10 protein-coding genes are annotated in these 11,840 nt (G+C 50.7%); 3 read left to right on the forward strand and 7 right to left on the reverse strand.

Annotated elements, in window-relative coordinates:
- Positions 1 to 54: 54 nt before the first annotated feature.
- The 3 genes from DCCM_RS12545 (at position 55) to DCCM_RS12555 (ending at position 1,959) form a co-directional block, all read left to right on the forward strand.
- Entirely contained in the window at positions 55 to 648 is a 594-nt protein-coding gene (locus tag DCCM_RS12545; RefSeq protein ID WP_104372736.1) for a CBS domain-containing protein, read from the forward strand.
- A gap of 276 nt (positions 649 to 924) precedes the next feature.
- Entirely contained in the window at positions 925 to 1,467 is a 543-nt protein-coding gene (locus DCCM_RS12550) for a CBS domain-containing protein (protein ID WP_104372737.1), read from the forward strand.
- Positions 1,468 to 1,608: 141 nt separating this feature from the next.
- Positions 1,609 to 1,959, forward strand: coding sequence for a YlbF/YmcA family competence regulator (locus DCCM_RS12555; RefSeq protein WP_104372738.1), 351 nt, complete (start codon positions 1,609 to 1,611; stop codon positions 1,957 to 1,959).
- Positions 1,960 to 2,128: 169 nt separating this feature from the next.
- Here DCCM_RS12555 and DCCM_RS12560 read toward each other — a convergent pair whose 3' ends face one another.
- The 7 genes from DCCM_RS12560 to sat all read right to left on the reverse strand — a co-directional run bounded on the left by DCCM_RS12560 (position 2,129) and on the right by sat (position 11,629).
- Positions 2,129 to 3,010 (reverse strand): CoB--CoM heterodisulfide reductase iron-sulfur subunit B family protein, encoded by an 882-nt coding sequence (locus tag DCCM_RS12560; RefSeq protein WP_104372739.1) that lies wholly within the window; start codon positions 3,008 to 3,010, stop codon positions 2,129 to 2,131.
- Complete coding sequence (locus tag DCCM_RS12565; protein WP_104372740.1) at positions 3,010 to 3,606, reverse strand: 4Fe-4S dicluster domain-containing protein; 597 nt, start codon at positions 3,604 to 3,606, stop codon at positions 3,010 to 3,012. The genes DCCM_RS12560 and DCCM_RS12565 overlap by 1 nt, the downstream gene beginning before the upstream one ends.
- Positions 3,607 to 3,780: 174 nt before the next feature.
- The gene (locus DCCM_RS12570) at positions 3,781 to 6,036 is read right to left on the reverse strand and encodes a hydrogenase iron-sulfur subunit (protein ID WP_104372741.1); all 2,256 of its coding nucleotides are present in this window, start codon (positions 6,034 to 6,036) and stop codon (positions 3,781 to 3,783) included.
- A complete protein-coding gene (locus DCCM_RS12575; protein WP_104372742.1) occupies positions 6,029 to 7,291 on the reverse strand; it encodes a CoB--CoM heterodisulfide reductase iron-sulfur subunit A family protein in 1,263 nt (420 codons plus the stop codon). The genes DCCM_RS12570 and DCCM_RS12575 overlap by 8 nt, the downstream gene beginning before the upstream one ends.
- A gap of 308 nt (positions 7,292 to 7,599) precedes the next feature.
- Positions 7,600 to 9,489 carry an adenylyl-sulfate reductase subunit alpha gene (gene aprA, locus DCCM_RS12580; protein ID WP_104372743.1) on the reverse strand — a complete coding sequence of 630 codons (1,890 nt, stop codon included), beginning with the start codon at positions 9,487 to 9,489 and terminating at the stop codon, positions 7,600 to 7,602.
- A 60-nt stretch (positions 9,490 to 9,549) separates the two neighbouring features.
- On the reverse strand, positions 9,550 to 9,987 hold the full coding sequence (gene aprB, locus DCCM_RS12585; protein WP_104372744.1) for an adenylyl-sulfate reductase subunit beta: 438 nt from the start codon (positions 9,985 to 9,987) through the stop codon (positions 9,550 to 9,552).
- Positions 9,988 to 10,459: 472 nt separating this feature from the next.
- Positions 10,460 to 11,629, reverse strand: a complete 1,170-nt coding sequence (gene sat, locus DCCM_RS12590; protein ID WP_104372745.1) for a sulfate adenylyltransferase — start codon at positions 11,627 to 11,629, stop codon at positions 10,460 to 10,462.
- Between the last annotated feature and the right edge of the window lie 211 nt (positions 11,630 to 11,840).

The following is an 11,840-nucleotide window of genomic DNA, read 5'->3' on the forward strand; positions in this document are numbered from 1 at the left end:
TGTCAATTAAATAAGGAGCTTTTGCTAATCCAGGAATTCAAAGGAGGTTTTATCATGGAAAAAAGAATTAAGGATATAATGATATCCGCCGGGGAATACCTGGCCATATCCGCGGACGCCAGCCTTAAGGAAGCGGTTACTCTTATCAAAAGATCCTTTTGTCCGGAGGAAGGCAAACCATGTACCGGCCACTCCACACTGCTGGTCTACGACAACAATATACTTGTGGGCTTTATTGGCCTGGATGATGTTTTAAAAGCTGTGGAGCCCCAATACCTTAGAGGGAAAACCTACAGGGGCTGGACCGTCGACACTGCCTGGGCGGTTCCGGTCTTCTGGGAAGGCCTGTTCACAGATCGCGCCCATGAGGCCTTCGATAAAAAAGTCAGGGATATAATGACCGCAGTTGAATTCCAGGTTAGCCCCGAGGATGCGCTGATAAAAGCGGTTTACGGCATGGGCAAACAAAAATCCTTTTTACTCCCTGTGCTGGAAGACGGCAGGGTGCTGGGAATTGTCCGCAGCATGGAAGTTTTTCATGAAATATGCGAGCTGGTATCCTGTGAGGATGCGCCGGTTTATTCCCTGGACAGTATAATTAAGACTAAAAAAGACACCTCCGGCTTACCGGCTTCCGGGCAAAAATAAGCCGGCTCCTTAGAAGGAATGCAAGCCCAACTTTGTTACTGATCATTCTCAAACAGTAAATTGTGCACTTTCAGACTAATGTATAATTTCACATACACAAACCCGATGCATTGCCGAATGTTAAATAAATAACATAATCGAGGCAGGCTTCTCCATTGGATTTGCCTCCCCCCTGCCGCCGGCCGGCGATTTATTATAAGAAGCTTTATTTTTGGCATACTTTATGCATGAGCAATTATTAAAGTTTCTGATAATTTCCATAGGGGGGGATAATTAATGGGTCTGCCTCAAAAACAAAGCGAAAGCGTTAATCAAATTAAACAGGAAAAAATAGTCAAGGACCTGATGAAACCACTGGAGTTTTTCTCAACAGTATCAGCAGACACCACTGTAAAAAACGCTGTTTATATATTGAATAACTCCTCGGCCAACGACCGGACGGCGACACACCTTCTGGTCTTTGAAAACAAAACCCTTATCGGCATTGTGGGAACCAGGGAGCTGCTTAGCGCCATTGAGCCTCCCAACATTAATCCCGAGCAGTGGTACCGGGGCTGGAATCTGGCCGCTTGGACGCGCCCGGTTTTCTTAAGAGGGCTGTTCACCAGCAGGTGCCTGGAAATTGCCGATAAAACGGTCCGGGACATAATCCGGCCCATAACAACGACTTTGAATGAGAGCTGCAGCCTTAGCGAGGCCGCCTACCAGCTTTACAAAAGCAACCGCAACGCGCTTCCCGTAGTCGGCAACGGTCTGGTTATAGGACTGCTGAGGGGTATTGACCTGGTGGGAGAGATAGGCCATATTATGGAAAAATAATGTTTGCCGCATTTTAATCGGCGGTGTGGGTTTTATCCCTGCCGCCGGTTTGGAATTTTATTCATCCTCCCGAATTTATCAATAACTAATATGCAGGATTTACATTGTTTTTGGAGAAAATAGTGACGGGAGGTGAAGACGGTGTCCGCGATCGATAAGGCTTTTGAAATGTGCGTTGAACTGGGAAAAACCATTTCCCAAACAGAAGAATACAAAAGATTTAAAGAATCAGAATATAAATTGCTTCACGACCAGGAAGCGCGTTCTCTGATTGAAAATCTTCAGGTTCTTCAAGTGGAGCATCAGAAAAAGAAACTGACGGGAATGGAAATAACCGAAGAGGAAGAAAAGAAACTTAAAGACATGGAAAGACTGGCCCTGATGAATCCCACTGTAAAGGTTTCGCACTATTGCAACTCTAAATTCCAGGAATTAATGCAAGATATAAGCAAAAAAATTAAAGAGGGAATAACCAGCGAGGAAAAAAAATAACCCGGCCATGAGCCGGTTTATTTTTTAGGCGGCCAAGAACGGCGTCAAAGGCGCAAGGGCTTGTTAATTCGGGACTTTTTGGTATATAAAGAAAAAAAAGGACCTCCAGGGAGGCCTAAGCAATACAATCTCTATAATTGTGGCTTTGAGAAAACAAAATATTGTTAAACTACTTGCCCACTCCCAGGGGTGCCAGGGCTTCATAGGGGGATACAATGCAGTACTTTAAAGCCGAGGCTTCCGGGGGCAAATCGAAGGCTATGGCCATTAGCTGTGTGATAAACAGTGTCGGTATGGCATAGTTGGTATTATAGGTCTTGTTTATCATCCCCTGATAGGCGTCAATATTAAGCTGACACATGGGACAAGGAGTTACCATCATACTTGCGCCGTTGGACCTGGCCGATTCCAGTATTTCCCGGCTGCAGTCCAGCACTATCTCGGTCTGGGCAATGGCATGGGAACTGCCGCAGCAACGCGCCTTCATGGGGAAGGGTACCGCGGTGGCGCCCAGGGCTTCAACCAGCTGGTCCAGCAGTACCGGCCGTTCAGGATCGTCGTATTCCCAGGGCAGCGCCCGGACGGTCTGGCAGCCGACGTAACCGGCCACTTTTAAACCTGTAAGCGGGCGTTTTACCCTGGCTTTTATTTTGTCCAGCCCTATGTCATTGACCAATGCATCCACTATCTGGCGCACTCTGAGTGTGCCGTTATATTTAAGTCCCCCCACCGCCAGCGCCTCATTGGCTAATTTGGCGAAATGGGCATCGTCCTTAAAGCGTTTGTTGGTAAGTCCCATGTTCATGTAGCAGGAGCTGCACGCCACCAGTATATCCAATCCCTTTTCCTCGGCCAGGGCGAGGTTTCTGGCAGTCATCACCTGCTGGGCAAAATCACCCACCACCCCGGAGGCCACGCTGGCCCCGCAGCAGTTCCAGTCAGGAATTTCCTCCAGGTGCATGCCAAGCGCTTCAGCAACCGGCTCCAGGGATTTCATATAACTAAGCGCAGTAGCCTCCAGGGAACAACCAGGGTATACACTATAGCGCATCACTTGGCCTCCTTTTCTTGCAGGGACTGCGCCCGCTGTATTATCTGCTGCAGTGATTTGAGGCCCTTTATTTTACGCGGCGGGACAATGGGCATCCGGCCGTGCTTGAGCATTTCCATACCCAGATCTTTCATGCCCAGGGCTTTTTTTATTTCATTCCAGCCCCGCTTAAGATAAAAACGGGCCATTATGCCGCCTTCAAAAACGCGGCCCCGGCCAAAGGCTTCCGCCCACATGGCCTGATAAAACGCAGCTTGCGGGTATTCAACATAACCCTGCTTTAAGGCCAATGCTTTTAAATCGTGCATGACGTCCACCAATGGAATTCCCCTGGGACAGCGCACCTTGCACATGCAGCAGGTGGTGCACATCCACATGGTGTTGGACCGCATAAATTCTTCCTTCTTACCGGCCCTTATCAGGTTAAAAAGCCTGCGGGGAGAATAGTCCATAATCTGCCTTGTGGCGCAGGAAACGGCGCACATTCCGCATTGCATGCACATTTTAACGTAATGGCCGTTTTCCAGGGAGTATATTTCCTTTGCAAAGGTGTTGTCGTATTTGATTGGCGCAGAGGAAATCTTGTTATCTACCATCCATTTATCTCCTTTGGCCTCATTATTTTATATAACATTTCTCTCTTTAAAAACATTGGTTCAAAATTTAATCAAAGGAGTTAGGACGGCGCAAAATGGCCGTCCTTTCTATATTTTTGCCGGTGCCGGGTTCATGCCTGGCACGTCCCGGCACCTTATAAACAGCTGTAATTATTAGAAGCCCTTCATGGGGTTGGGTCCGAGTTCTTCTATCTTCTCCATGAATTCGGCCAGCATTTTGGGTATAACTTCGTAATCCATAATACTTACCGTCCTGGCCTGTACCCGTTCGGATTCCAGACCCAGCCTGTCGAGGGTTTCAGAAACCTTGGACAGCCTGATTTCCGCCAGTTCGCTGCCCTTCATGAAGTGGCACTGGTAATCGTCACCGTGCTTGCAGCCCAGCAGCAGAACGCCGTCAACGCCTCTGGACATGGCATCGTTAATCCATACCAGACTCAGTGAGCCAAGGCACCTGACCGGGATGATCCTTATCCAGGCATTAAGCTGCAACCGGCTGATTCCAGCCATGTCGATTGCCGGAATGGCATCGTTTTCGCAAGCGAAAATGAGTATTCTCGGTTTTTCCTCGTCCTCTTCCGGAACCTCGAAGGCCTTCAGCATGTTGCCGATCATAGGCACCGAGTAATTCTTGAAGGATATAATCCTTTCGGGGCAAGCACCCATACAGGTGCTGCACCTTCTGCAGCGGGTGGGGTTGATCAGGGGATTACCCTTTTCATCCTCGTTAATGGCGCCGAAGGGGCATTCATCGGTGCAACGTTTGCACTGGGTGCAGCGGGTGAGCTGGAAGTCCGGGAAGGAAATATCCAATGCCCGGGGGTGAACCGCCGCCCCCTGTTCGGTAAGCTCCACGCACTGAATGGCCTTCAAAGCCGCTCCAACACCATCTCCCACAGACTGGCCCATATCCATTGGCCTTCTCACGCTGCCGGCGGCGTAAATGCCTGTGCGCCTGGTTTCATAAGGGAAGCAGATATAGTGCGAATCCGGGAAACCATATTTAAGATCCGGCAGTTCAGGGCCCTGCCTGTATTGCAGGTTCAAAATGTTGGATTTGATAATGGTTGCGGGAGGCACTGCCGGAGCGTCGCATGAAGCGGCTGCTTCCCCGGCGCCCTCGGTCACTGCCGCCACAGCCCCCAGCCCCATATACACGCCTTCTTCAAAGGCGGTGGTGGGTACCATGCCGTTGGCCAGAACTATCAGGTCAATTTCATCGGCCATGGTTTTATCGCCCATCAGCAAATCATCCGCCTCAATTACCAGGGTCCCCTCGTCGCCCTCGGAAACGTCGGTAACATCTCCCTTGATGAACATTACGCCGGCCATCTGAGCCTTCTTGTAGAAATGCTCGTACTGGCCGGAGGAGCGGATATCCTTGTAGAACACGTAAGCCTGAGCCTCGGGATCCTGCTCCTTCAGGTACAGGGACTGTTTAATGGACTCGATGCAGCAGGCCGCGGAGCAATAAGGAAGATGCTCCTGGTCCCTGGAGCCGGCGCACTGTATAAAAGCGATTTTCTTTACTTCCTTGCCGTCGGAGGGCCTGGTAATGGTTCCCTTCTTGGCGATTTCCTCGAACATTGACTGGGTTATCACATTGGGTGACATGCCGAAACCGAGATGGCCCAGCTTTTCAGGATTATAGGGAACCGCGCCGGTGGCCAGCACTATGGCCCCCGCCCGTTCGATTATTTCATTGCCGTTTTGCTTGATGGTAACATCAAACAGTCCCGGACCTCCGGCGGTCTTTTCAATTACCGCGGAAGTATATACCTTAATGTTTGGATTATCGTTTATTTCCGCAATCCTGGCTTCCAGATTGGTGTCTTCCAGTTCGGTATGAGGAGCCTTAACCGGGGCAAGCTTGTAAACTTTGTTTAACCAGCCGCCCAGGGCAGCCTCTTTTTCCACCAGCAGCACCTGATAATTGGCTTTAGCGGCTTCAATAGCCGCGGTCATGCCCGCCAGGCCGCCGCCAACCACCATGATGGTTTTGGACAGATTTTCGGCAATATAGGGTTCCGGAGCTTCCACGGTTTTCGCCTTGGCCATATACATGCGGATATAATCCTCAGCCATGGCCTGGGTGTCTTCATCGTTTGGCTGCTGGCTCCATGCCACCTGCTCCCTGATGTTAACCCTTTCAACCACCACCGACGGCCCAAAGTCAAAGGCCTCGTAGTTAACCCTGTTGGAGCAGCCCACTACCAGGACGCAGTCCAGCTCTCCCGCGGCTATATCCTGTTTGATCAGCTCTACGCCTTCCTTGCCGCACAAAAATCCATTGGTTTTACATACCGGCGCCTTGCACTCCTTGGCAGCCACTTTGACCAGGGCGTCGACATCCAGTGATTCACCTATGCCGCAGCCGCTGCAGATAAAAACTCCCGTTTTCTTAGCCATTGTTCCGCCTCCTCACCGATTGAATAGCCCTGAGCGCTGCGGCAGTAGCATCCTGAACAGCTGCGGCAACGTCCGCCGGCTTGGAAACGCACCCGGCTCCGTATATTCCGGGTGATGCGGGGTCAGAGGCCAGGAAACCGTCTTCATCATAGGACATGGCGGCGGGAACCTTGCTTAAGGCTGTGGCCGGCTGCATTCCAGTGGCCAGCACCACCAGGTCGTATTTCTCTTCGGTCAGCACTTGATTGATCTGGTCCTCGGCAATAACAATCAGGTCGTTGGTGGCGGGATCTTCTTTAATCTCCCCGGCCTTACCCTTGATAAACACCGCGTTCATTTCATTCTGAACCTTGACGTAGAAGTCTTCGTGCTTACCCCTGGCGCGGATGTCAATATAATAAACGGCTATTTTCGCATCCGGATACTGCTCCCGCACATAGGTAACCTGTTTCAGCGAGGCCATGCAGCAGACGGAGGAGCAGGCATGTATGTGGTTTTCATCTCTGGAGCCTGCACACTGGATAAAAGCAATATTTTTAATTTCCTTGCCGTCTGAGGGACGCACAATTTTTCCCTTGGTGGGGCCGTTGACAGCTGCCATCCGCTCCATCATAACGTTGGATATAACGTTGGGATAAACGCCAAAACCATAGCAGCTGATTTTGCTGGCGTCGTAAGGGTTCCAGCCGGTGGCCCATACTACGCTGCCCACTTTAATAGTAACGGTTTTTGCCTCCATGGCGGGCTCAATGGCGCCATACTGGCAGACATCCGCACATTTGGTGCAGCCGCTTCCGGCGCAGGCCTTGGGATCGATAACGTATTTGGCCGGGAAGGCAAATTCGTGGGGCAAATATATGGCCTTGGTTTTATCCAGGCCGTAGTTGAAATCATTGCTTCTTTCCACCGGACAGGCCTCGGCGCATTTGCCGCAGGCTGTGCAGTTTTCATTCACATAACGGGGATTGATTTTAATAGTTACATCAAAATCCCCTTCCTGGCCCGAGATGTTCTCCACTTCAGCCATGGTGTAACACTTTATTTTAGGATTATTTTTAATTCTTTTAAAATTGATCTCAAGGCCACAATTGGGAGGACACAGTTTGGGGAAATATTGATTTATCTGGGTTACTTTGCCGCCCAGGTAGGCGTTCTTTTCAACTAGAATTACCTCGCAGCCGACCTCTGACGCCTCGATGGCGGTGGTCAGGCCGCTTATTCCCCCACCTACTACCAAAATAGTATTGTTTACCATGCAATTATCTCCATTCATTTAGATGTTATAGAGATTGTTTATTGATACCAGCAAAACCTGATAATGTAAAAATTTACAGCAAAAAGCTATAGGCGACCTTATCCAGGGCGCCTGCAAAATACCTTAATACTACTTATACACTCCGCCCTATTAGCGCACAGGCCCGGCAAATGCGCCGGCCCGGCATGCATTGGCAAATTTATCCGGCGTAAGAGGCCCGTGGCCATGGATGGCCACGGGCCCCATTAGCGCCGTGAAGGCAAATTCTAAGAAACCATCGATCTGTCCCGCTGACGGAATCAGATCAATTAGTCAACGTTGAACAGGTTCAGAACAGGCTTCTTGAATACCGACCATTCCTTGGTCTGGGGATCGTACTTGGTATTTACGAAGCACAGCCAGTTTTCTTCGTCAATCTTCGGATAGTCAGCCCTGAAGTAGTAGCCGGGCCAACGGGTTTCTTCACGGAACAGGACTGTCCGGACGTGCGATTCAGCCTGCATGATTCTGTGTTTGTTTTCCCAAACTCTCATCAGTTCGTGCAGATCCCTGGCGGCCAGTTTGTCGGAGTCTTCCTGCAGGAAGGTCAGCAGTTCCATGGCACGGTTCAGGGATTTGGTGTTGGTGGAGAAGTTGGAGGAGAAGCCGCCAACGTATTCATCCATCAACTTCTGCAGACGGAACATGAACATTTTGGGCAGAATGTAGTTCGGGTTAACTTCCGGAGTAGTTGTATAGCCCTTGTTGGCTTCAAAAATTTCCAGAGGCTTGTAGGTTTCAGCCTTCAGAGCTTCAACCACGGCTGCGTCCACATTGGGCTGGGTGTTGTTGTCAAGGATGAACTTGATGGCAGCCTTGGCAGCAATACGGCCTTCAGCGTGGGAACCGGAGGAGAACTTGTGGCTGGATGCGCCGGAAGCGTCACCGGCTGCGAACAGACCCTTAATGGTGGTCATGTTGGCATAGCCCCAGAAATAGTCAGTGCCGCCGGCCAGATCCTCGGGACCGGATACCCATGCGCCGGAAGCGCCGGAGTGTGATCCGATGAAATACGGCTCGGTTGCGGCAATTTCGGAAGATCCTTTTTCCGGCTCAACGTTGGTGGCAGCCCACAGCAGAGCCTGGGCAATGGTCATGTCAAGGAAGTCTTCCCAAGCTTCGGCTTCCAGTTCTTTCATTTTCTTCTTGAAGGCTTTCTCGTCGCCTTCGTATTTCTTGGCCAGGTTGGCGATGGCTTCATCAGTTCTCATGAAGAGCGGGCCTTTGCCTTCAAACTGATCCAGCATGCCCAGATAGTTACGCAGGTTGGCGGGAATGGGCTTCACAGCGCCATATTTGCCCCAGTTGGCCAGCTCGCTTCTGCGGGTTGCCATATATTCTTCGTCCATGGCGTTGGTTGCTCTGGATTTGAAGAGCAGGAACCATGCGCCCACCGGACCGTAAGCGTCTTTGAAACGAACGGGAACGAAGCGAACTTCCTGGCAGGTCATTTCAGCGCCGGCTTTGATGGTAAAGTAAGCGGAAGAACCGGTGGAGAAAGGAGGATACCAGGAACGGCCCATACCTTCACCAGTGGACTTGGGCTTGAATACGCCTACCGCGCCGCCCATGGCAGCCAGAACGGCTTTTGCCTTGAAGACATAGAATTTATTTTCGCGAACGCTGAAGCCAACGCAGCCGGCGATTCTGTCGCCATCAAGCAGAGGCTCGATTACGAATACGCGCTCGTAAATGTTGTCCATGCCCAGAGCGTTCTTGGCAGCTTCAGCCACAACTACCTTGTAGGATTCACCGTTGATCATTAACTGCCAGCGACCCTCGTTCACATAACCGCCTTCATCGTCTTTCCAGAAAGGCAGGCCCCACTTGTCAAACAGGTGAACGGAGCTGTCAACGTGACGTGCGATGTTGGCAACAAGGTCGTCACGGGCAATGCCCATCAGGTCATATTTAACATACTTGATATAGTCTTCAACTGTGTTGGTGCCTTTGGTCACACCAATGTATTGGTTAATAGCGGAAAGACCCATGCCCACGGCACCGGAACGCACCATGGAAGCTTTGTCAACCAGGGTCACCTTAACTCCGTGCTGCTTGCCCCAGTAAGCTGCCTCAACGGCTGCGCCGCAAGCCGCCATACCGCCACCAACGATCAAAAAATCAGTAGTTACTTCTACGGTTTCAAAGTTCATCGGCATTTAAAATTAACCTCCTCCGTTAATTGTTCGATTGGTCAATTGCTTTTAAAAGCAAGAAAATTACTTCTTATAGGTCCAAACAGCAGCTCCCAGGGAAGCAGGTTCGGTATACAGTTCAATGCTGTCCAATTTGGCTTCATTTGCAAATCCGCCGTCGGGAGCCGCGGAACCTTCTTCAGTTGTCCGGATGGGGAACTTGAAGCGCTTGACCGAACCGTTACGGAACTTAATGGTCCACATAATGCTGTCGGAACCACGCAGAGGTGTGCAGGTGGCGCCCAGGGGAACAAAGTCGGCATAGCCCCGCAGGTCGATGGCCTGTTGCGGGCAGGCTTTACCACAGCAGAGGCACTCCCAGCAAGCCCAGGTGTCACGGTTGTAAGCCTTCATTATTTCCTTGTCCAATACCATCAGGTCGTTCGGGCAGGCGTACATGCATGCAGTTTTATCTTGCCCCTTGCAACCATCACATTTTTCAGCAATTATAAAAGCTGGCATAATTCAACCTCCTGTTTCTATTTTAAAGACTTAGTAAAGGGTTTGTTGCGGATTTTATTCCGCTTCAGCAATTACAAGAAGCCAAGGCCACGCAGCCTTGAGGTTTTTTGCCACTCCTTAAGGGATGTGGCTGTTAAACCTTCTCTCAGAACACAAACCAACTGAATACCTAACTTACCACAGGCGATCTCCATCCATCTCCCCGGAAACAAACCACCTCCTTGAACGGGTTCCTCAACATTGACTGCAGCCGCCCGTATATCTATTATGTCTGTCACACGGCGGCCTGGGTCTAAAAACAATTGACAATATGGCGCTTACGCCAAATGCATCAGCTGGAGACATTCCTTAGGATTTTAGATAACCCAGGAAGGTGTGTCCCCTCACCTTAAACCCTGCTCAAGCTATATAACACCCCTGATACGTATCCCCTTTTGGGGATGCGTATCAGGAAAATGATTTTTTGAATGAATTACTTTAGGCTCTGGTAGTACGCCATGAGAGCCTTCAGCACTTCGGGACGGCTGAAGTTGCTGGGCGGAAGCTCTCCGGCTCCCAGCATGGCGCGCAGCTTGGTGCCGCTGATGTTCAGATGATCTTCGGGGCTGTGCGGGCAAGTCTTCTCGGTGGTCATGCCTTCGCACTTGTTGCAGTAGAAAGCGGAGGTAACTTTAATAGGCTGGCAAAGCAGCTCGCCGGGCTTGAACTGATCGAACAGTTCCTGTGCCTGATAGGAGGTATAGTAGCTGCCTACGCCGGCATGGTCACGGCCGATGAGAATATGGCTGCAACCAAAGTTCTGGCGGAAAATGGAGTGCAGGATGCCTTCGCTGGGTCCGGCATAGCGCATTTCCATGGGATATACGCGCATAACGGCGGACTTGGCATTGAAGTAGTTGTCCAGCAGTATTTCATAGCACTTGAGGCGTGTTTCAGCGGGAATGTCGCCAGGCTTCAATTTGCCTACGATGGGGTGAATCAGCAGGCCGTCGCATACTTCGTTGCCGATTTTGCACAGGAATTCGTGGGAGCGGTGCAGCGGGTTCCTGGTCTGGAAAGCCGCAACCGTCGCCCAGCCCTTTTCATCAAAGAGAGCACGGGTTTGAGCCGGGGTGGCATAATATGCGCCGTATTTGGTGGCATAACCCATCTGGCTGAAGGTTACCACGGAACCGCCCACGTTAACTTCGGGCTGGGACATGACCTTCTGCACGCCGGGGTGTTCCATATCGTCGGTAAAGAATACTTCTTTGCATTCCTTGGTCTTGTCGTATTCGTATTTCTCCTGAACAGTGAGAATACCGACGTATGTATCTGTCTCGTCGTCCACCAGGGCTACTTGCTGTCCTTCTTTCAGGTCGGCAGCCTGCTCCTTGGTCACCGAAAGGGTGATGGGAATGGGCCATGCCAGGCCGTTGGCCAGGTGCTTGGTGTTGACTACGCTCTCATAGTCGGCTTTACCCATGAATCCGGTCAGGGGGCTGAAGGCGCCCATGCCGATCATAAGCAAGTCGGAGGTTTCCCGGGAGCTCATCCGGATAGCAGGCAGAGACTTTGCCTTGGCTTGCAGTTCCGGGCGCTGAGCTTCAGCAGCAAGAACAGGAGTAAGTTTCCCACCATGGGGCGGTACCAATTTGGACATGTAACAGGCCTCCTCATTTTTTTGTTTTTTTAATATACCCAATCTCCCAAAATAAATATAGAAGGGCACAAAAAGGCGTAAAGACCTCACGGGCCTGTCCGCCAAAAGCTGGCATGGTTTTCATATTCACCATAGCAGGTTCTCTTTATTCGTGCATATATTCTATTTTATATGAAAACTTCTTTACCAAACCAACTGCGTTTTGCCCATT

The organism is Desulfocucumis palustris, assembly GCF_002933875.1.
GTDB classification, from domain to species: Bacteria; Bacillota; Desulfotomaculia; order Desulfotomaculales; family Desulfocucumaceae; genus Desulfocucumis; species Desulfocucumis palustris.

Excerpts from the sequence above, each read along its gene's own strand:
- DCCM_RS12545 (WP_104372736.1), top strand. The coding sequence starts at position 55 with ATGGAAAAAAGAATTAAGGATATAATGATATCCGCCGGGGAATACCTG.
- DCCM_RS12550 (WP_104372737.1), top strand. The coding sequence starts at position 925 with ATGGGTCTGCCTCAAAAACAAAGCGAAAGCGTTAATCAAATTAAACAG.
- DCCM_RS12560 (WP_104372739.1), bottom strand. The coding sequence starts at position 3,010 with ATGCGCTATAGTGTATACCCTGGTTGTTCCCTGGAGGCTACTGCGCTT.
- DCCM_RS12565 (WP_104372740.1), bottom strand. The coding sequence starts at position 3,606 with ATGGTAGATAACAAGATTTCCTCTGCGCCAATCAAATACGACAACACC.
- DCCM_RS12570 (WP_104372741.1), bottom strand. The coding sequence starts at position 6,036 with ATGGCTAAGAAAACGGGAGTTTTTATCTGCAGCGGCTGCGGCATAGGT.
- DCCM_RS12575 (WP_104372742.1), bottom strand. The coding sequence starts at position 7,291 with ATGGTAAACAATACTATTTTGGTAGTAGGTGGGGGAATAAGCGGCCTG.
- aprA (WP_104372743.1), bottom strand. The coding sequence starts at position 9,489 with ATGCCGATGAACTTTGAAACCGTAGAAGTAACTACTGATTTTTTGATC.
- aprB (WP_104372744.1), bottom strand. The coding sequence starts at position 9,987 with ATGCCAGCTTTTATAATTGCTGAAAAATGTGATGGTTGCAAGGGGCAA.
- sat (WP_104372745.1), bottom strand. The coding sequence starts at position 11,629 with ATGTCCAAATTGGTACCGCCCCATGGTGGGAAACTTACTCCTGTTCTT.